Raw genomic sequence first — 19,880 nt, 5'->3', positions numbered from 1 at the left:
ACGAGCCCCTACTTGCCGTCGGAGATGGACTCGGGGCTCAGATTGAACTCCTCCAGGATGCCCGCGAGGGTGCCGTCGGTGCGCAGTTCATCCATGGCGGTAGTGAGTGCATCCTCCAGTTCTGCATTTTTGTACAGGAAGCCGGTCACCGATCCGGTGGGGAAGAACGTCGGCTCGAAATCGAGGCTGGCGCGTTCTTCGCTGAAGAAATTGCTGGCGAAGATTTCCGTCTCTCCGGCTGCATCCGCTTTCCCGTTCATTACCGCGTTGATGGCCGTCACCGGGTCGTCGTAGCTCTGGACCGTGATCGGTTCCTTTCCGGCTGCCTCGAGATCCGCTGAAACCGCCTCGACGGTGCTGGCCTGGACCGACCCGCGCTGGACGGCGACGGTCTTGCCTGCCAGGTCCTCGGGCTCCGCGTAGCTGTTTCCCTCGGGAAAGATCAGCGCCACGTTCGCCGCGAGATAGGGCAGTCCCTTCATGGTTGCCAGCCGCTCCGGGGTCAGGAAGAACGCTCCCATGGCCAGGTCGCAGCGATCGGACTGGATAGCGGGGATCACGCCGGCGAAAGCCATGCGGGTGAAGCTGACTTCAAGGCCGAGGCGATCGGCCAGCGCCTCGGTCAGTGACGGCTCCACGCCGGCGAACTCGCCGTCCTGCATGGAATACATGGGCGCGTAGTTCGAGTCGGAGCTGCAGACGGTCAGCTTTCCAGCCTCCGTCAGGCCGGGCAGCGAGCCCTCGTTGGTGGCTTCCGCGCTGCTGCAGGAAACCAGCGCGAAGGCCAGTGCGGAAGCGCCCAGCGCGGCTGAAAGACGGCGTCGGTTCATTGATTCTCCTTGGTGCGCGTCCGGCTTCTGCTTGGATGCAGAAGCCGGACCTGTGGGGGGCGAATCAAGTATGGTTTGGTGTTCAAAACCGGCGCAATCGCTCTTCTCTCATGTAAGTCATCGAAAAAACTGATGCCGGTGGCCCGTCCTCAGGAATTCCGCGTGTTTTGCCGGCCGAAGACAAAAAGTGGAAGTACGCGGGAAACACAGATTTAACTTGATGACGCGTCCCCTAGGCCTGGAGCCGCATCAGCTTGTCCGGGTTGCGCACGGTGTACACACCCCGCACCAGCCCGTCGACCACGCTGAGCTGGAAGACGGTGGTCACCGCGCCGTCGGCCTCGCGGAAAGCCACGGAGGGCAGCCCGTTCAGTTCCAGGAAGAACGGCTCCACCCCGGCACCGTACTTTGCGGCCAGCCCGAGCATCAGGCGGGCCACCTTCTCCGGGCCGGCGACCGGGCGCAGCGCGGCGGCCGCCTTGCCCCCGCCGTCGGAAATCAGCACCACGTCCGGGGCAAGCACATCCAGCAGTTCCTGGACCCGCCCGTTCGAGGCGGCTTCGAGGAACCGCGTCACCGCAGCCCGGTGCTCCGCCGGGTCCGGCGCGATCCGTGGCACGCGGGCCTGCACCCGTTCCCGTGCCCGATGCACCAGCTGGCGGGCCGCGGGCTCGCGGACGTCCAGTGCCCCGGCGATTTCGGTGTAGCCGAAGCCGAACACCTCGCGCAGGAGGAAGGCCGCACGCTCCGGAGCGGCGAGGGTCTGCAGCACCACCAGCAGGGCCGTCGAGACCTCGGCCGCGGTCAGCGCCGCGGCTTCGGGATCCGCGCCCGGCCGCCACGACGCGGCGGAGTCCGCAGCAGCCGGGTCCTGCCGTCCGGCCGCAGCGCCGGTCAGCAGCGGCTCCGGCAGCCACTCGCCGGGATAGTCCTCCCGCCGCCGCTCAGCGGCGCGGACGGCGTTCAGCGCCTGCCGCGCAGCGATCCGGGCGAGGTACGCACGCGGATTGCCGACGTCGCCCGGCACCGACCGCCAGCGCAGGTAGGTCTCCTGCACGATGTCCTCCGCGTCCGCCACGGAGCCGATGATGTCGTACGCCACGGCAAAGAGCAGGCGCCGGTGGGCGACGAAATCGTCGTCGCGGGTCCGCGCCGCATCCGGGCCTCCCCTCGCGCCCGCGGACCCGGTTCCTCCGCTCGTCGTCCTGTCGCCTCGGGCCGGTCCGCTCAGGGACGGCTGGCCGCCGGTTCCCGCCGCAGCGCCGTCGGTCCCTTCGGCCATGAGTACGCTCCGCTTCTCTTCGCTTCGCTGCGGATCCACCGCAGGGTCATTCGGCAGATTATTTCCTTCAGGACCGCAGCCGTCCGACCGTGCAGGTGCAGGCTCCGCGGCGTGTCGTCAGCGCCGAGGAACTGCACGAGTCCGTCACTGCGCCCCAGGCTGATGCACTGCGCCTGGAAACCGCTGTCGTGTCGGCGCGGGGGCAGCCCCTCCATCGCGCGGAGGATGTTCCCGGCGGCCTCCGCTCCCATCGGCATCGCCGCCGCGCAGCTCATCCGCAGGTAGGCATATCCGGGGTCCTCGATCACTGCGGCGTCACCGGCCCCGAACACCCTGTCTTCTCCCGCGGCCCGAAGCGTCGGGTCCACGCGCAGGCGGCCGGTGCCGTCCACCGGAAGCGTGCTGCGGCCGGCCAGGTCCGGAACACTGAATCCGGTGCACCACAGGACAAGGTCCGCGCCGAGCTGCCCGCGGGGATCCGCCGCAGCAGACACCGGCGCCTCCGATTGGACCTGCACACCGGAACGGCGCAGGCTGCGCAGCAGGCCGGCGCGCGAGGAATCCGGCAGCAGCGGACCGGGGAGGGCCGAGCACCACAGATGGACCCGGAGCCGGGGATGGGCCCGGGCGGTCTCCGCCGCGGTCTCCAGGGCGGTCAGCCCGCCGCCCACGACGGCGACCGCCGCCCCGGCGGGCAGCGAGCGCAGGGAAACGCGCGCCGTCGCGGCGTCCCCGAGACCGGCCACCGCCAGCGCTCCCGCAGGGGCTGCCGGGCCGGTGCTGCCCACCGCGTAGAGCAGATAGTCGTAGGGCGGCGTTTCGCCGTCGGCGAGGCTGACCCTGCGCCGCCGGGCATCAATGGCGACGGCGGTACCCGGCACCCGGCGGACATCCGGATGCAGCAGCCGATCGAAGGGCACCTCCACGGATGAGCGGGTGCCAGCTGCGTACTCGTGCAGCCGGATCCGTTCAATGAACTGCCGGCGCGGATTCACCAGGCGGACCGCCAGGCCGGGCCTGGACGCTGCGGCCAGCCGGTTCGCCGCCATCACGCCCGCGTAGCCGCCGCCGAGGATAAGGACTGTGGTGTCGACGCTCATGGTCTTCGCTCCTGTCATTCGGGGCCGGCCCGCTGCCGGTCTGTCCATAGGACACCGACCGGCTCCGAGTTGTGACAGCGGCCCTGCGACCACGGTTGATGCCGACGCCTGTCGCCGCCGCCCCGGACGGTCCCGGGGTGCCTCACCCGTCGATCGGGGCGACCGCCAGCAACGGGTAGGTGGGGGTCACCGACCCGCCCTCGGGCTCGAGGGTCAGCGCCACCGCGTCGGCGGCGGACAAGTCCCCGCGCAGCCACACTCCGCGCTCCCCGCCATTCTTGAACCGCGCATCGGGGACCGGCGTCCCGCCCTCCACCAGCCAGAGCTGATACTCGCTGCCGGGCTCCGGCGCCGGCAGGGTCGGGCCGACGAACAAGCCTTCGTCCAGGCTCTCGGAGAACAGCACGGTTGCGGCGGCGCCGTCGACATCGATACTGCGGGCTGCGATGTCGGGGGCGGCGAGCAACGCGCTGAGCCGTTCCTGTTCCGCGGCCGCGAGTTGTTCCTGTTCCTGTTCCGCGCTCCTGGCCCCAAGAGCCCAGCCCGCCAGGGCGATTCCCGGCACCAGCACGACGGCGGCGGCCGCAGCCAGCAGCCGGCGGGTCCGCCGTTGCCGCCGCGCGGCCGGCCCGGCAGGCACAGGCGTCGACACCAATGACGGAAGCCCGTGGGGTGCCTGCTGTCCGGGCTGCGGCCGGGCGTTCCGGACCGCGGCCAGGACCGAAGCCCGCAGCTCCGGGGGCGGGGCGAGGGCAGTTCCGGCCGCCAGTCCGGCAGCGGCCTCCGAGAAGCCGGCGACCTCGTCACGACAGGTCCGGCAGCCGGCGAGGTGCTGTTCGAAGGCGGCGCGCTCCTCCGGACTGAGGGCATCCACGGCGTACAGGGCGGCCAGGTCGTGGAGGTTCCCGAAGTCGATGCCGCTGCCTTCCGGCCGGATCATGGCTGACCTCCCAGCGCGGAACGCAGGCGGGTGAGGCCGTCGCGGATCCGCGCCTTTGCCGTGCCCAGGGGAACGTCGAGACGCCGGGCCACTTCCTGGTGCGTGAAGCCCTGGTAGTAGGCCAGGGCCACCGCCTCCCGCTGGAGGGGCGTAAGCTGCCCCAGTCCCGCCCGGACCTCGTGCGTGTCCATCGTCTGCTCCACTTCCTGCCAGGTCTGGTCCGCGGGCGTTTCCGCCCGGCGCTGCTCATACGTCTGCTCCCGCTCCCGTTCCCGGGCTGCCTGGCGGATGCGGTCCACAGCCCGGCGGTGGGCCACGGTGCACAGCCACGCGGGCACTGAACCGCGGGCGGCATCGAAGCGGTCGGACTGCTGCCAGGCCATCAGGTAGGTCTCCTGGACCACCTCCGCGGCAAGTTCGGGGGAGCGCGTCACCCGCATGGCCAGGCCGTACACGGTGGCGGAAGTGGCGTCGTAGAGGGCAGCGAAGGCTGCCTGGTCGCCCTGCCCGGAGCGGCGGACCAGGTCCTGGAGGCCGTCGTGCGCTTCCGGCTCGTGCGCTTCCGGCTCGTGCGCTGCGACGGCGGGCGCCGGCACCTCATGATTGGCTGCGGGAACGGCGGGATCCGTGCGGTCGGGACGCTCCTGCCCTCGGCCAAGGCTCCTGCCGGGGCCCGCATCCGCATCAGTCATCGGCGTCCACTGCAGTCCCTTCGACCTTGACGCCCCGATGGGAGGACACGGAGCGTTTCGGTCTGAACCCTGCCATAACGGCGCCACGGCCGCCAGCCGTCGTCAAACATCGCCGCTTCCGCCCGAGCGGGGAAGGAATCCGGTCCGTGGACCCATCCGGAACGGGGGCGGCTCCGAATAGCCCATGTCACCTGAACGCCGTGCATCCGTTGTGCGGCCCGACACGCTGGAGGAACCGAAAATGAACACGAAGATGCGACTGCTGGCTGTTCCCACCCTCGCGCTGGGTGCCCTGGCGCTGTCCGCCGCACCGGCGCTGGCCCATGGCGAGGACTCCTGGTCAGGCCAGGCCACCCTGAATACCCTGAACAACTCGGGCACCAGCGGCCAGGCGATGGTCGAGGTCCACGGCACCGAGGCGACGGTGACGGTTGATGTGTCCGGTGCGGCCGAGACCTTCATGGACGGGCCGTTCCCGCACGCCCAGCACATCCATATCGGTGCCCAGGGCAGCTGTCCGGGCCCCGGCGCCGACACCGACGGCGACGGCGTCGTGAACACCACCGAGGGCCATCCGTTCTACGGCATGATCGGTACGTCGTTGACCACCGAGGGCGACACCAGCCCCGACTCCGCCCTGGCTGTGGAACGTTTCCCAGGCGGCTCCGCATATTCCTACGAGCGCACCTTCCAGCTTGATCCCGAAACGGCCGCCTCGCTGGAGGACGGCAGCGCGGTGATCGTGGTGCATGGCGTCGACCCCGCACTGATGCCAACGGCCGCCGCCGAGAAGATGTCCGACCTTGACCCGACGTTGCCCGCCGCCGCGACTCTGCCGGCAGCCTGCGGCACGGTTGCGGTTTCGCAGATGGGGGCTATGCCTGACGGCGGCGCCGACACCGGTGTGCAGGCCGCCGGCGATCAGGGCGTGAGCGCGGGCATGTCAGCAGCCGGGGTCGGGGCCGGGGGACTGGCTGTGGCAGCAGCTGCCCTGGTGGCCCGACGCCGCGCCCGGGCCTGAGCACGGCGGGGCCGGAGAGGGGAAGAGCGTCATCATGAGTGCATCCCGGGACGGCCGCCGCGCAGGGCTGATGCCCTGGGCAGCGGCCGCGCTGGTCCTGCTGGCCGGGTGCGCCGCACCGGATACGGAGGCGGGACCGTCGACGGCCCCGCCTCCGTCCGCAGCCCCGACGGCGGTGTCCCCGTCTGTTCCCGCAGTGCCGGGCCCGTCGGGGTCGGCTCCTGCGGGTACGGAGGGCGCGGGGGCAGACGAATCCGATCTTTCGCCGGTGCTCCCGGAGGCGATCCCCGTCTCCCTGCGGATTCCCGTCACGGGCACGGAGTCGGACCTGCTTCAGCTGGGGCTGCGCAAGGACGGGACCCTGGAGGTGCCGCCCGAGGGCCCCGGGTCCCCGGCCGGCTGGTATACCGATTCACCTGCCCCCGGAGCGCGTGGACCTGCCGTGCTGCTGGGCCACGTCAACGCCACGGGAGGGGGCCCCGGCGTCTTCGCTGACCTGCGCAGCCTGGTTCCCGGGGACCGGATCGAGGTCGCCCGCGGTGATGGAACCACGGCTGTCTTCCTGGTGGACCGGGGCGAGCAGTACGGAAAGGACAGCTTCCCCACGCTGGAGGTCTACGGCAACACGGAGGGCGCCGAACTCCGGCTGATCACCTGCGACGGCTACGACCCGGCGACCGGGACCTTTAACGACAACTACGTCGTCTTCGCCTCGCTCGCAGACTGACCCTGCGCCGTCCGGCAGGCCGGGGCCGGTAGGCTCTGGGACGGACACCGCACGGCAGGGGGAACCATGGCACACGGGCAGGATCCGGACGTCCGGGATCAGCACGACGGCGCGACCGCCACCCGGGCGGCGCCGGACCCGGCCGCCCGCACGGTGGTCGCCGCGACGTCCATCGCCGCGCTCTGCTACTTCCTGTTCACCGGCCGGGGCAGTGCCGGCGGATGCGCCGGCGGCTATACGTCCGACGGCGGGTTTACCGACTCCCGGGGAAATCCCACCGCCACCGTGCCGCAGTGCGTGCAGATCGAGTACGGGCCGCTGCCCGTCGTCATGCTTCTGCTGCTGGCAATCATGGCGGCAGCACTGTTCTGGATCCGGCACCGCCGTGCGCGTGACCGCCCTACCGGACCCGTTGCCAAGACGGCGGTGCCGGTGTTGGCGGTTCTCCTCGCCCTGCCCGTAGCCGCGCAGGTGGCCTACCAGCCCATCGGCGCGATCCAGGAGTGGAGGGAGACCGGGGTCCTGCCGCAGCCGCCGGCCCTGGCCGGGGCGACGGTGACGTACTCCGAGATGCCGCCGCCGCCCGACCTGCCCTGAAAACGCGCACCTGCGCCTTCGCGGAGGGAGCGGACCCGCCGCGGCCGGAGGGAAGTTCCGGCCCGGCGGCTGTGTTTCCCGCCCGGTCAGAGGGCGGGCTCGGCCCCCAGAGTCTCCGCCAGCACCGGCTCCGGCCTGCGCTCCACCAGGGCGTACACCCGGGCCGGGGAACCGGTACCGCCGACAATGGGCAGCGGCGCGACAATGAGCATCGCTCCCGTGGGCGGCAGCTGGGCCAGGTTCTGCAGCAGGGTCAGGCCGTACTTGTTGTTTCCCATCAGGTAGTAATGCGCCGGGAAGGGCGGATTGAAGGATCCGGCGTTGCCGGCGTCGATCCCCACCGTCTCGACGCCGAGCCCGGTGATCGGGCGCTCCTCGCCGAGCCAGCGGGCGCATTCGGCGGAGATGCCGGGGGTGTGGGAGCCGGTGTCGTCGATGTTCAGGAACGCGGCCTCATCGTCGGCGAACTTGTCCCAGCCGGTGCGCAGCAGCAGCCAGGCGCCGTCCGGCAGCGGCCCGTGCTCGGCCTCCCACGCCTGGATGTCCGCCACCTCCACCGTGAAGTCCGGGTCCAGCGCGGCCTGCTCGCTGAAGTCGAGGACGACGGCGGGCCCGATCAGCCGCCGCGGCGGCACCTGGGAGACATCGTCGCCGTCCCGGCCGGAAATCCAATGCGCCGGGGCGTCCAGATGGGTGCCGATGTGCTCACCGGTGTGGATGTTGTTGTGCCGCCAGAACGGGCCGGGTTCGTTGAAGGCGGCGACCTCCTCCAGCCGGAAGTCGATGAGGTTCACGAAGGGCTCGGGCAGCTTCAGCGACGGCGTGCCGCTGCTCAGCGGAGCGGTCAGGTCCAGCACCTCCAGGGCGCCGGAGGACAGCGCTTCCAGGAACGAGCCGATCAGCTGCGGTTCGGTGCCGTTCAGGCTCATGTGCTCTCCTCGTGCGTGCCGGTGGGTGTGCAGGAAGAATACCCGCCGTCCGGGTCGTGCGCCGCGCACGGCGTCACATGGCGGAGCGGACCGCGCCCCCGCGCCACGTGTTCGCCCGCGGCCGGGCCGGCGCCGCCCGGTCCCCGGACGGCCCGGCCTCCTCAGCCGTTCCCGTCCGGCGGCGGGAACGGCCTAGAGTCGTGAGGAGGAAACGCTGGACGGCAGCGGCATCATCAATGGTGGAACGGAGCAGGCGTGGCGAAGCAGGGGACCGGGCAGACCGTGGCCGAGGTGATCGGACGGACGCTGGCGGAGCTGGGAATCGGACACGTGTTCGGGGTGGTGGGCAGCGGCAACTTCCACCTGACCAATGCCCTGATCCGTCACGGTGTGCCCTTCACCGCCGCCCGGCATGAAGGCGGCGCCGCCACCATGGCCGACGCCTATGCCCGGATGTCCGGGCGCCCCGCCGTCGTCACCACGCATCAGGGCTGCGGCCTGACCAACGCGGCGACCGGCATCGGCGAGGCCGCCAAATCCCGGACGCCGCTGATCGTGCTGACCGCCGACACCGCCGCCGCCGCCGTCCGCTCCAACTTCCGCATCGACCAGGACGGGCTCGCCCGCAGCCTCGGAGCCGTGCCCGAACGCATCCACACCCCGGAAAGCGCCGTCGCGGATACGGTCCGGGCCTGGCGCACCGCCGTCAACGAACGCCGCACCGTGGTGCTGAGCGTGCCGCTGGATGTCCAGGCAGCGCCTGCCCCGGCGGTCCCCGGGCCCGGCCCGGTGCCGACGCCGCCGCCCGCACCCCGGGTGCGCCCGGAACCCGAGGCCGTTGCCGCCCTGGCCGCTGCCCTGCGCCGGGCCCGGCGCCCGGTCTTCGTGGCCGGCCGCGGCGCCCGCGGGGCCGGGCCGGAGATCGCCGCGCTCGCCGAAAAGGCCGGCGCCCTGCTGGCCACCAGCGCCGTCGCCAACGGATTGTTCGAAGGCAGCGAATGGAACCTGGGCATTTCGGGAGGCTTCTCCTCGCCGCTGACCGCGGAGCTGATTGCCGGCGCGGACCTGATCGTCGGCTGGGGCTGCACGCTGAACATGTGGACCATGCGGCACGGGGCGCTGATCGGTCCGGAGGCAACCGTGGTGCAGGTGGATGTGGAGGAACCGGCGCTGGGCGCCAACCGGCCCATCGACCTGGGCGTCCTGGGTGACTCCGCGCTGACCGCCGCCGACGTGCTGGCCGCCCTGCCGCAGCGCCCCGCGGTCAACTACCGCACCCTCGAGACAGGCCGGCGCATTGCCGCCGAGGCCCGCTGGCAGCAGGTGCCGGTGCAGGACATCTCCACCGCGGACCGGATCGATCCCCGGCTCCTGACGCTCGAACTGGACCGGCTGCTGCCCGGGGAGCGGATCGTCTCCATCGACTCCGGCAACTTCATGGGCTACCCCTCCACCCATCTGCGGGTGCCGGATGAGTTCGGCTTCTGCTTCACCCAGGCCTTCCAGTCCGTGGGGCTGGGCCTGGCGACGGCGATCGGCGCCGCAGCGGCCCGGCCGGACCGGCTGCCGGTGCTCGGCACCGGTGACGGCGGCTTCCTGATGGGCATCTCCGAGCTGGAAACCGCGGTGCGGCTGCGCCTGCCGCTGGTGGTCATCATCTACAACGACGCCGCCTACGGCGCCGAGGTGCACCACTTCGGCGGCGGCGAACCGGGGGAGGGGGGTACGGGGTCCATGGACCAGGTGCCCATGGACACCGTGACCTTCCCGGACACGGACCTGGCCGCCGTCGCCCGCGGCTACGGGGCCGACGGCGTCACGGTGCGCTCGGTTGCCGACCTCGCCCCGGTGCAGGCCTGGCTGGCCGGGCCCCGCACCGCGCCGCTGGTCATCGACGCGAAGATCGCCTCCGACGGCGGCGCGTGGTGGCTGGCGGAGGCCTTCAAAGGCCACTGACCCTGCTCCGGCCGGGCCGGCCCCCGGGGCGTTGATGCAGCGCCCGGGGGACCGGCCGGTCAGTCGAGCTCTTCGAACAGGGTCAGCTGCAGGCCCTCGGGGCCGTCCAGCCGGGAGTTCAGCGACCGCCACGGCGTTTCACGCGGCTCCGCGACCAGGTGCGCTCCGCCGTCGACCGCCGCCCGGGTGGCCGCCGCGGCGTCCGCCACTTCGAAGGCCACCCGCAGCTTGCGGCTGGGCAGGCCGCCGGCCTCCACCTCGTCAATCATGCGGACCTGGGCGGCGTTGGCGATCTCCAGGGTGGCGCGTCCGGCGTCCAGGATGGTGACCTCGGCGCCGTCGCCGCCCTGATAGGCGGCCTGCTCGGGCAGGCCCAGCGTGTCGCGGTAAAAGGCCAACGCTGCGGCGTAGTCCTCGGCGGCCACCACCAGGCGCAGCTGGCGGACCGGCGGGGCGGGCGGCATCGGGGCATTGTCACGGGAAGTATCCATGCCGACGCAACCACGCCCCGCGGCGGGCTATTCCTGTGCGGCCGCCCGTTACCCGCGCACCCGGTCCAGGAACATTCCGGCCCGACGGCGCAGGGCCGCGAGGTTCTCGGCGGCGGCCTGTTCCGGGTCGGTGACCAGGGCGTTGGCCGGCGGCTCCGCGACGGCGTTCTGCGCGCAGCCGAAGTCAGCGTGGATCAAGGTGCCGACGGAATCGCCGTTGCGCCCCCGGGATCCGGCACGGCGGGCCACGTACATGAGGACTTCGTCCTCGGAACGGATGTCTTCGCACAGGGCGCAGACGACGCGCCGTTTCCGGCCGGCGGACGCGTCCGGAGCCCGCAGCAGGACGCCGGCGGGTGCCCCCGACGCCGGGTCCTCCACGACGAGATAGGCACGCAGCGGCAGCTTGGGATCACGCCAGCCGAACACCGGCGTCGTGCTGAGGTCCGGCGCGGTGAAGCCGGCGGGAAAGGTGATCGCCGCGCTTTCGGAGCGGGAGGCGTTGATGAAGCAACGGCGGAGGGTCGCTTCGGACAGGGGGGAAAACGTGGTCATGGCAAAAGTCCTTGCAGGGTCGATGCGTCGGAGCAGCCCGGAATCTCGGCAGCCGCAGGCAAAGGCGGCGGGCATGGAAAGGGGGTTTGACCGACGGCCGAAAAGGAATCGGCGGCGAAAGAGCCGGAGACAACCGGCGGGAAAAAGGTGGAGGGCTAGGCCTGCGGCGCAGTGCAGGCCGTGCGGCCCACCTGCCCTTCCGTGCGCGCCCGGCGCATGCAACTCATCGACACAGTGCACGAGCTTAGACCCGTCTGCGCCGCCGGCGCCACCTGCGCCGGCGGCCGGCACTCCTTAGGCGGTCGCGCCGGGAGGCTCCGGAGCCTCGTCGGTGTCGGTCCAGCCCAGGTTGCGGGCCATCCGCTGCAGCAGGTCGATCAGGGTGCGGTACTCGTCGTCGCTGATGCCGACGGCGAGGTCGCTGCGGATCCGTTCGACGGCTTCCCGCAGGTTTTCCAGGGCACGTCGGCCCAGGTCGGTCAGGCCGTACCGGTCGTCGCTGCGTTCCAGCCAGCCGCTTTCACGCAGTTCATCGATCAGTTCCACGGACGTGCCGACCTCGGCGGCGGGAAAGAAGGGACGCAGCCCGTCCACCAGCTGCTTTTCCGTGGCGGGGCCGCGTTCGAGCATGTTCATCATCTGCCACTGCCGACGGGTGACGCCGTGTTCCTCGAAGCTTGCTCCGAACTGGTCATCGACCAGCTGGTCCACAAGTTTGAGCCAGTACCCGATGGGGCGTTCGTCAGCCATGTCCCCCACTGTACAAACGGGAACCGGCCGTGGGAACCGTCACCGGCCGCAGGGGCCGGACGGGGGGGCGGCGGGCCCGGCGCTAGTCGAAGCGGGCCTGCATGCCGCAGCGGGGGCAGGGGCCGGAGCGGGCCAGTTCCATGCAGACCACGCAGACGGGCAGGCCGCCGTTGTCGTCGCGCAGCGGGCGGGCCGGCATCTGCTTGCCGCAGTAGGGCACCGGGCGACGGGCGCGGCGCATGGCCTGGCGCTTGCAGGGAGTGCAGAAGATATGCACCAGCTCATCCTCGTCCCGGGGAGGAGCCTCAACGGGACGGGTCAGCGTCGCTTCCATCGTGCTCATGATCTTCCACGCTAGTCCCCGCCCCGCGGGCGGATACGCCGCCCGGACGGCAAAGCAGCAGGTCAGACGGGGTGTACCCGGCGCCTCCGGTTAGGCGATTCACGGCCTCCTGTAGCCCGGGCAACACTGCCCCAGGGCAGGGCAGGGCAGGGCAGGGCAGGGCAGGGCAGGGCAGGGCAGGGCAGGGCAGGGCAGGGCAGGGGCAGGGGGTCGGGCGCCGCGGAGGCAGCCGTGCACTCCTACTCCAGCAGGACCCGGATGTCCTCGGCGGTGAGGGCGGAGCTGAAGGCCGCGCCGTCGTCGTCCATGACCGAGCTGAACAGCTGGGCCTTCTGCTCCTTCAGCGCCATGACCTTTTCCTCGATGGTGCCGGCGGCGACCAGCCGGTAGACCATGACGTTCTTGTGCTGGCCGATCCGGTGCGTGCGGTCCACCGCCTGGTTCTCGGCGGCGGGATTCCACCACGGATCGAGCAGGAAGACGTAATCCGCCTCGGTGAGGTTCAGTCCGAACCCGCCGGCCTTGAGGCTGATCAGGAACACCGGGGCATCACCGTCCTTGAAGCGGCCGATCACCCCGCCGCGGTCGCGGGTGCTGCCGTCCAGGTAGGCATACTCGATGCCCTGCGCGTCCAGCCGCTCCGCGGCCTTCTTCAGGAAGGAGGTGAACTGGCTGAACACCAGGGTGCGGTGGCCCTCGGCGGTGATGTCCTCGAGCTGTTCGAACAGCACATCGAGTTTGGCGGAGCCGACGTCGGCGTACTCCTCGGCGTCGATCAGGGCCGGATCCAGGCTGAGCATGCGCAGCAGGGTCAGGGAACGGAAGACGATCATGCGGTTCCGGTCCAGGTCCTGCATCAGTCCCATCAGCTTCTGCCGCTCCCGCTGCAGGTGCGCCTCGTAGATGCGCCGGTGCTTGGGGCCGAGTTCGATCTCCAGCACCTGCTCCTGCTTCTCGGGCAGGTCGGCGGCCACGGCCTCCTTGGTGCGGCGCATCAGCAGCGGCCGGATCCGGCGGCGCAGCTGCGCCAGCCGCTCCGTATCCTCACCCTGCTCGATCCGCCGCTGGTACTCCTCGGCGAAGCGGCGGGGGGAGGGGAAGAGCCCGGGGGCGGTGATCGCGAACAGGCCCCACAGCTCCATCAGGTTGTTCTCCATGGGCGTGCCGGTGATCGCCAGCTTGAAGGGGGCCGGCAGGTCGCGGGCGCACTGATGGGCGCGGGTGGTGCGGTTCTTGACGAACTGCGCCTCGTCGAGGATGAGGCCTTCCCACGGCTGGTTCCGGTAGGAGGCGAAGTCCAGGCGGAACACGGCATAGGAGGTGACGACGACGTCGGCGCCGGCGATCACCTGGGCCAGCGGCTTCTTCGACTTGGCGGAGGTGTCCGGCACCGCCTGCACGGTCAGCCCGGGCACGAACCGGGCCGCCTCGGCCACCCAGTTCGGGACCACGGAGGTGGGCGCGACGACCAGGAACGGCGGCCGGCCTGGGGCGTGCTGACGGGCGTGGGCGATCAGCGCCAGGGTCTGCAGGGTCTTGCCCAGGCCCATGTCGTCGCCGAGGATGCCGCCGAGCCCGTGTTCCCAGAGGAAGGCGAGCCAGTTGTAACCCTCCTGTTGGTAGGGGCGCAGCTCGGCCTTCAGCCCGGCGGGCAGCGGGACGGGCTCGACGGCGGCGCCGTCGCGCCCGGCGAGGTCCAACAGGCCGCCCACGGCCGCCCGCCATGCCTCGGCTTCCTCGGTTTCCTCGGCGAGCTCTTCGAATTCCGACCACAGCCCGGCCTGGTAGCGGCTGATGCCCAGTTCGCCGGTGTCCCACTCGTCGAGGGTCTGGGATTCGGCGACCAGGGCATGCAGCCGCTCGAACTCCGGCCGGTCCAGGGACAGGTAGCTGCGGTCCGGCAGGATGATCTTCGATTTGCCCTGGGCGATGCCCTTGAAGATGTCGGGAAAGGGCACCAGCCGCCCGTCGATCCGCACCATGATGTGCAGGTCGAACCAGTCGCGGCGCTCGCTCTCCACCGTGGTGACCTTCAGCGTGGCCAGGCCGGTGAGTTCCCGGTAGTCGGGGCGCTCGCCGTGCACCTCGACCAGGACGTCCTCAAGCTTCTCCAGCTTCGGCAGCAGGTGTTCGGTGAACTCGGCGGCGTCGACGCCGCGCAGGGTCCGCGGCCGGGGCGCTTCGCCGAGGACCGGGCGTACGACGTCGAGCACGTCCGCCTCCGCGGCGGTGTCCCGGTACGCGCCGTCATCGGCGGCCGGCCCGGTTGCGGCGGTGAGCGGCAGCCTCTCGGCCTGCCCACCCTGGCGGTATTCCCAGGACCAGTCCAGGGCCAGCACGTCCTCGGGCTGGAAGTGCGCGGCCAGGACCAGCCGCGGCGGCAGGATCTCGGGGAAGGCCACGGATCCGTCGCGGCTTTGCACGGGCAGCACCTGGCGCAGCCGCGGGTAGAACTTTTCCAGGAAGACCGGGGCGTCCGAGGCCGGGACGCGCAGCGCCGTGGAGCCGTGCAGCAGGGCCCGGTCCTGATCGGTCAGCAGCCGGTCCAGCGGGGCCAGCCGCAGCACGTCGTCGGGATAATGCACGTAGACGCCGTGGCTGCCGATGGTTCCGGTGCGTTCCGGCGGGTACTGCTCGCCGTCCAGTTCCAGGATGGGGTCCAGGCGCAGCGGGGCCGGCCCGCCGCCGCCGTCGTCGGCGCGCACGTCCAGGGACAGCGTGGCGCCGTCGGCCAGGAGCACCTGGACGTCTTTGCGGGTGCCGACGAAGTCGATGCCCAGCCGCCGGGCCTCCCGCAGCAGCTCCCACAGCAGGGGATTCGCGAAGTCGTCCAGATAGAGCCAGGAATCGTTCTGGCCGAAGTAGGTCACCCCGGTGGCCCGGTGCAGGGCCGGGAACTGCGAGAACCAGCGGTGCTGGTCGGGGTCCAGTTTCAGGCCGTGGGTCTGGTAGGCGATGTTGGACCAGGCCAGGTTGTTCTTCACCCAGTTGCCGCGCTTGTTGCGCACCACCGGCCGCACGCCCAGGCGCAGCGGCGAGGTGCCCATCGGCTTCGGGGCGCCCCAGATGGAGGGCGAGGGCTGGGAACGCACCTCGAACTGCAGGGCCAGCGGCACGGCGGGCTCCGCGCCGGCGGGCGGGCGGCCGTCGAGCAGCCCCTGCAGGGACGCCTGCCATTCCGGTACCCGGGCCTCGGTCGCCGCGGGCCGGTGCCGGGACAGCAGATGGGAGGTGTTGCTCTGCATGGCGACGGCGGCCACGTGCTTGCAGTCGAAGCCCACCGGGCAGCTGCAGTGGTTGTCCTGCAGCCGGTAGTCGCCCTGGCGTTTGCGCTCGAGCTGGAGCAGCGTCCGGTACGGCACGGAGGCCCCGCCCTGGACCCGGGCGCGCAGCACTCCGGCGGCGGCGTCCCAGTCCAGGCCTTCGACGGCACCGGTGCGCGCATACGCCTGCCCGCGCTGAAACGCCGCTCCGCCGACCACCCGGATGATGTCCTGAACATCGACAAGCGGCGGGGAGTGGACCATGCGCCCATCGTCTCACGCACCGACGTTCCGGCCTGCCCCGGAAGGCTGCCACGCCCGGCCCCGGGCACGTTTCGCTTTCCGGCAGCGACCTCGCTAGCATCGACGTAACGCAGGTCACAATGGGGTGGCCTGCGTTTCTCATGAGCCGTTTTTCATGGGCCCTGTTCCCGCAGGGCGCAGGCCCCGCGCACGAAGGTGTACACCGCTGCGGTGAACTCGGGAGCCGGATCCAGCCGCAGGGTGCCGGTGCGCCCGCCGGCTTCCAGCCGAACCGGAATCCGGGTGCCCAGTTTGTCCTCCGCCAGCGCATGCGCATCACAGCGCGCCGGCAGCACCCCGAGGTCAAACACGGCGGGACGGTCAGCGGGAACCGGAACCCCGCTCGGCCACGGGCGGGCGGGGTCCTCGCGGAGCAGCGTCGTTTCCCCGACCTGCCGCAGGGTGAGTCCGGAACCCGCGGTGCCGGACGGCCCGACACCGGCCGCGGACCGGGGGAGGGGCGGGCCGGCAAACGGGATCGAACGCAGCCGGACGACGGCGCTGCGGCCGTCGGGGGCGATCTCCAGCAGCGGATCCGGGGACAGCGACGCCACCGCGTCCGCGGCCCGGCGCAGGCAGGCCGCGTCCTGCAGCTCGGCGAGGTCGCCAAACACATCGCCGGCGAGGACCGTCCGCCCGGTGCCGTCGGCCAGCGTCAGCTCGAGCTCGGCCGCCGGCCCGCCGCCGTCGTCGGGCTCCCCGGGGCCCGGGGAATCAGCGGTCGGGCCGCAGTCCGGCGCGCCCAGCCGGATCGGCAGGCTGAGCGACCCGCCGGCCTGCAGCAGGCTGCCCTCGGGCCGAGGCGAGGTCCACGCGGCCGGCGCGGCGAGCAGCACCGAACGCAGGGTGGCCGAACGGAGCACCAGCGCCTCGCCGGTGTGGTTCCGCACGGTCGCCTGGATCTTCCGCTCACCGGCATCCAGGCGGCTGGCCGCCAGAGCGGCGGTGAGCGGCGCGGCGTCGGCCTCGGCATCGCTCGGCGGCCGGGCAGACGGCGGGGTCGCCCAGGTGGCCGGCGCGGCGTCGTCGGGCACCGGGCCGGAGGCCCTGCCGGAGACCAGCCCGGCACCCGCGGTGATTCCCACCCACGCCGCCACGGCGAAGATGACCGCGGCGAAGGCCCTGGACACCAGGCGGTCGTCCAAACGGGCTGCCACGGAGGTTGCGGCCAGGGAGCTGAGCACGGCCGTGCCGGCAAACACTGCCGTCAGCGGCCAGTCCAGGTCCAGTTCCGGGACGTGGGCGGCGAACCCCGACGCCGAGTTCAGCACGATCACGGCCAGCGACGTGCCGACCGCGCGGTGGATGGGAAGGTGCAGGACCAGGGTGAGCGCGGGAATGATGAGGAACCCGCCGCCGACCCCGAGCAGTCCGGCGAGGAAACCGACGGCCAGCCCCACAGCGATGCCCTGCGCCGTGCGCCGGGGTCCTGACACCGCCGGGGCGGGCCTGGCGCGCGGGGCCAGGGCCATCCGCAGCCCGGCCAGCACCATGACCGCGGCGAACAGGAGCATCAGCACATCCGGGTCCAGCCGCCGGCCGAGCCAGGCGCCGGCCCAGGAGGCGGGAAAGCCGGCCAGGCCGACGATCAGTGCCAGGGGCCAGTCGACGGCGGTGCGGGCCCGGGGCAGCACCGCGGCCAGGGCGGAGAGTCCCACCACGATCAGCGAGGTGGGCACCGCCTCATGCGGGGCCAGCCCGACCAGATAGACGAGCGCCGGGACGGCAATGATCGCGCCGCCGGCACCCACCAGCCCGACGACGGCTCCCACCACGATGCCCACGAGGACCGCGAGCAGCAGCATGCCCATGGGGCCACGTTTCCACAGGGAGGCGGTGCGCTGACAGGGCGGCAGCCGCGGACGGGCGCGCATCCGGGCAGGCCGGCCCCCCGTGGCCGGCGTCGCCGGAGCCGGCAGCCCGCAAGCGCGACGGCGCTCACAGCTGCCTGTGCTATCTTTGACGCGATAAATCTGATTTATTGTTGCCGCGGCCACACCAAATCAGATGTAATGGAGCGTCTGAGGGAGTATCGCCATGCCGTCCACCCGGGAACAGCTGCCGCCTCTGATCGTCATGGGCGTGCAGGGCTGCGGGAAATCCACAGCCGGACGGGCCATCGCCCTCCGGCTGGGACTGCCCTTCATCGACGGCGATGACCTGCACAGCGTCGAGAACAAGCAGAAGATGGCCTCCGGCCAGCCCCTGGACGATGAGGACCGGCATCCGTGGCTGACCACCATCGGCCGGACGCTCGCGGACCGGCTGGCGGAAAACCAGCCGACCGTCATCGCCTGCTCCGCGCTCAAACGCCGCTACCGCGACCTCATCCGCGACCTGGCGCCGGACGTCCGCTTTGTGCATCTGCAGGGCGACCAGTCCCTGATCGCCGACCGTCTCTCGCAGCGGAACCATGAGTACATGCCCGCGGCCCTGCTGGACTCTCAGTTTGAAACCCTGGAGCCCCTGGCGCAGGATGAGGCCGGTATCCGGCTGGACATCACGCTTTCCCCCGAAGAGATCGCCGAGGCTGTCGCCTCGGCCCTCGCACCGGCCGGGCGCTGACGCGCGGCCGCATCACCCCCACCCTGATAGGACGAAGATGACCGATCTCGAGTTGAACTGGACGCTGAGCACGTCCGGGCTTCTGCTCATCGCCGTCGCGGCCATTGCGCTGCTGCTGGTGCTGATCATGAAGTTCCGTGTGCATGCCTTCCTGGCGCTGATCCTGGTGTCCCTGCTGACCGCCGTCGCCACCGGCATCCCGGCTGCGGACCTGGTGCCCACCCTGCAAAGCGGCTTCGGCAGCACCCTGGCCAGCGTGGCCCTGCTGGTCGGCCTGGGCGCGATGCTCGGCCGCATGCTGGAGATCTCCGGCGGCGCCCAGGTGCTGACCGACGCGCTGATCCGCCGGTTCGGCGAGAAGCGCGCTCCGCTGGCCCTGTCCGTGGCCTCGCTGCTGTTCGGCTTCCCGATCTTCTTCGACGCCGGGCTGGTCGTCATGCTGCCGATCATCTTCGCCGTGGCACGGCGGATGGGCGGCTCCCTGCTGACCTACGCCTTCCCGGCCGCCGCCGCGTTCTCCGCCATGCACATCTTTGTGCCCCCGCACCCCGGACCGGTGGCCGCCACCGGCCTGCTGGGCGCCGACGTCGGCCTGGTGCTGATCTTCGGCCTGATCATTGCCATCCCCACCTGGTACCTGACCGGCTACCTCTTCGGCAAGTTCCTGGGCCGCAGGTTCGACATTCCCGTCCCGGCCATTCTGGACGCCCCGAAGGGCTCGGAGCTGGACGAGTTCCGCTCCACCCCGAAGCTGGGCACCATCCTGACGCTGCTGCTGCTGCCGCTGCTCCTGATCTTCCTCAACACCGGCCTCAACATGGCCAACACCGCCGGCCTGGTCTCCACGGACGACACCTGGGTGCAGGTCCTCCGCGCCCTGGGCGAGACCCCGGTGGCGCTGCTGATCACCGTGCTGCTGGGCATGTTCCTGCTCGGTGCCCGCAAGGGCAAGCCGAGCAGCCTCACCGAAATGGTCGTGGACAGCGCCCTGGGCCCGGTCTGCACCATCATCCTGATCACCGGCGCCGGCGGCATGTTCGGCGGCGTCCTGCGGGCCAGCGGCATCGGCACCGCCATCGCCGACTCGCTGGATGCCATCGGGCTGCCGGTCATCGTGGCCGGCTTCGTGATCGCCGCCGTCGTCCGGGTGGCCCAGGGCTCGGCCACCGTGGCACTGACCACGGCCGCTGCCCTGCTGACTCCCGTGGTGGCGGGCAACCCCGACTACAACCCCGTGGAGACCGCGGCGATCGTGCTTGCCCTGGCTGCCGGCTCGGTGTTCGCCAGCCACGTCAACGACTCCGGCTTCTGGCTGGTCAGCAGGTTCTTCGGCATGGACACCAAGACGACGCTGAAGACCTGGACCGTCGGCCAGGCGCTGCTGGGCGTCGTCGGCTTCGTCTTCGCGCTGGCCATCTTCCTGGTCGCCACGAACTTCTAGGCCCTGGCCCGCCCTGTCCAGGGCCGGCGGGCCACAAACAGAAGACACGCAGGAGGCTCCCGCCGCGGCGGGAGCCTCCTGCGTGTGTCGCTGTG

18 protein-coding genes are annotated in these 19,880 nt (G+C 71.3%); 6 read left to right on the top strand and 12 right to left on the bottom strand.

Annotated features, from left to right (window positions below; translation table 11 throughout):
- Positions 1-8: 8 nt before the first annotated feature.
- The 5 genes from AC5RV6_RS16200 to AC5RV6_RS16180 all read right to left on the bottom strand — a co-directional run bounded on the left by AC5RV6_RS16200 (position 9) and on the right by AC5RV6_RS16180 (position 4,844).
- Entirely contained in the window at positions 9-830 is an 822-nt protein-coding gene (locus AC5RV6_RS16200; RefSeq protein WP_494008391.1) for a transporter substrate-binding domain-containing protein, read from the bottom strand.
- Between the two features lie 232 nt (positions 831-1,062).
- The gene (gene sigJ, locus AC5RV6_RS16195; protein ID WP_494008390.1) at positions 1,063-2,112 is read right to left on the bottom strand and encodes an RNA polymerase sigma factor SigJ; all 1,050 of its coding nucleotides are present in this window, start codon (positions 2,110-2,112) and stop codon (positions 1,063-1,065) included.
- The gene (locus tag AC5RV6_RS16190) at positions 2,058-3,212 is read right to left on the bottom strand and encodes an NAD(P)/FAD-dependent oxidoreductase (protein WP_494008389.1); all 1,155 of its coding nucleotides are present in this window, start codon (positions 3,210-3,212) and stop codon (positions 2,058-2,060) included. Before AC5RV6_RS16190 ends, sigJ begins: the two co-directional genes overlap by 55 nt.
- Before the next feature lie 142 nt (positions 3,213-3,354).
- Positions 3,355-4,152 (bottom strand): anti-sigma factor, encoded by a 798-nt coding sequence (locus tag AC5RV6_RS16185; protein WP_494008388.1) that lies wholly within the window; start codon positions 4,150-4,152, stop codon positions 3,355-3,357.
- On the bottom strand, positions 4,149-4,844 hold the full coding sequence (locus AC5RV6_RS16180) for a sigma-70 family RNA polymerase sigma factor (RefSeq protein WP_494008387.1): 696 nt from the start codon (positions 4,842-4,844) through the stop codon (positions 4,149-4,151). The genes AC5RV6_RS16185 and AC5RV6_RS16180 overlap by 4 nt, the downstream gene beginning before the upstream one ends.
- A 241-nt stretch (positions 4,845-5,085) precedes the next feature.
- On the opposite strand from AC5RV6_RS16180, the gene AC5RV6_RS16175 reads away from it, so the two are divergent.
- From AC5RV6_RS16175 to AC5RV6_RS16165, 3 genes are all read left to right on the top strand, one after another.
- The gene (locus tag AC5RV6_RS16175) at positions 5,086-5,865 is read left to right on the top strand and encodes a hypothetical protein (RefSeq protein ID WP_494008386.1); all 780 of its coding nucleotides are present in this window, start codon (positions 5,086-5,088) and stop codon (positions 5,863-5,865) included.
- 34 nt (positions 5,866-5,899) lie between these two features.
- A complete protein-coding gene (locus AC5RV6_RS16170) occupies positions 5,900-6,592 on the top strand; it encodes a class F sortase (protein WP_494008385.1) in 693 nt (230 codons plus the stop codon).
- Positions 6,593-6,658: 66 nt separating this feature from the next.
- Positions 6,659-7,189 carry a hypothetical protein gene (locus tag AC5RV6_RS16165; protein ID WP_494008384.1) on the top strand — a complete coding sequence of 177 codons (531 nt, stop codon included), beginning with the start codon at positions 6,659-6,661 and terminating at the stop codon, positions 7,187-7,189.
- Between the two features lie 86 nt (positions 7,190-7,275).
- Here the strand turns inward: AC5RV6_RS16165 and AC5RV6_RS16160 are convergent, their stop codons facing one another.
- A complete protein-coding gene (locus tag AC5RV6_RS16160; RefSeq protein WP_494008383.1) occupies positions 7,276-8,118 on the bottom strand; it encodes a cyclase family protein in 843 nt (280 codons plus the stop codon).
- A 255-nt stretch (positions 8,119-8,373) separates the two neighbouring features.
- On the opposite strand from AC5RV6_RS16160, the gene AC5RV6_RS16155 reads away from it, so the two are divergent.
- Positions 8,374-10,074: a thiamine pyrophosphate-binding protein gene (locus AC5RV6_RS16155; protein WP_494008382.1), complete on the top strand. Its 1,701-nt coding sequence runs from the start codon at positions 8,374-8,376 to the stop codon at positions 10,072-10,074.
- 59 nt (positions 10,075-10,133) lie between these two features.
- Here the strand turns inward: AC5RV6_RS16155 and AC5RV6_RS16150 are convergent, their stop codons facing one another.
- The 6 genes from AC5RV6_RS16150 to AC5RV6_RS16125 all read right to left on the bottom strand — a co-directional run bounded on the left by AC5RV6_RS16150 (position 10,134) and on the right by AC5RV6_RS16125 (position 17,590).
- Positions 10,134-10,565, bottom strand: a complete 432-nt coding sequence (locus tag AC5RV6_RS16150; RefSeq protein WP_494008381.1) for a VOC family protein — start codon at positions 10,563-10,565, stop codon at positions 10,134-10,136.
- 48 nt (positions 10,566-10,613) lie between these two features.
- Entirely contained in the window at positions 10,614-11,120 is a 507-nt protein-coding gene (locus tag AC5RV6_RS16145; RefSeq protein WP_494008380.1) for an FBP domain-containing protein, read from the bottom strand.
- 294 nt (positions 11,121-11,414) lie between these two features.
- Positions 11,415-11,870: a MarR family winged helix-turn-helix transcriptional regulator gene (locus AC5RV6_RS16140; protein WP_494008379.1), complete on the bottom strand. Its 456-nt coding sequence runs from the start codon at positions 11,868-11,870 to the stop codon at positions 11,415-11,417.
- Between the two features lie 82 nt (positions 11,871-11,952).
- On the bottom strand, positions 11,953-12,213 hold the full coding sequence (locus AC5RV6_RS16135) for a hypothetical protein (protein ID WP_494008378.1): 261 nt from the start codon (positions 12,211-12,213) through the stop codon (positions 11,953-11,955).
- Positions 12,214-12,452: 239 nt separating this feature from the next.
- On the bottom strand, positions 12,453-15,740 hold the full coding sequence (locus AC5RV6_RS16130) for a DEAD/DEAH box helicase (RefSeq protein WP_494008377.1): 3,288 nt from the start codon (positions 15,738-15,740) through the stop codon (positions 12,453-12,455).
- Between the two features lie 152 nt (positions 15,741-15,892).
- Positions 15,893-17,590: a sulfite exporter TauE/SafE family protein gene (locus AC5RV6_RS16125; protein ID WP_494008376.1), complete on the bottom strand. Its 1,698-nt coding sequence runs from the start codon at positions 17,588-17,590 to the stop codon at positions 15,893-15,895.
- Positions 17,591-17,816: 226 nt separating this feature from the next.
- Between AC5RV6_RS16125 and AC5RV6_RS16120 the strand changes: the two genes are divergently transcribed.
- Together AC5RV6_RS16120 and AC5RV6_RS16115 are read left to right on the top strand one after the other, a co-directional pair.
- Complete coding sequence (locus tag AC5RV6_RS16120; protein ID WP_494008375.1) at positions 17,817-18,344, top strand: gluconokinase; 528 nt, start codon at positions 17,817-17,819, stop codon at positions 18,342-18,344.
- Positions 18,345-18,381: 37 nt separating this feature from the next.
- Positions 18,382-19,785, top strand: coding sequence for a GntP family permease (locus AC5RV6_RS16115; RefSeq protein ID WP_494008374.1), 1,404 nt, complete (start codon positions 18,382-18,384; stop codon positions 19,783-19,785).
- Positions 19,786-19,880: the final 95 nt, after the last annotated feature.

The sequence above is a fragment of the Arthrobacter saudimassiliensis genome (assembly GCF_059090665.1).
This window is presented reverse-complemented; position numbering and strand designations above follow the sequence as displayed.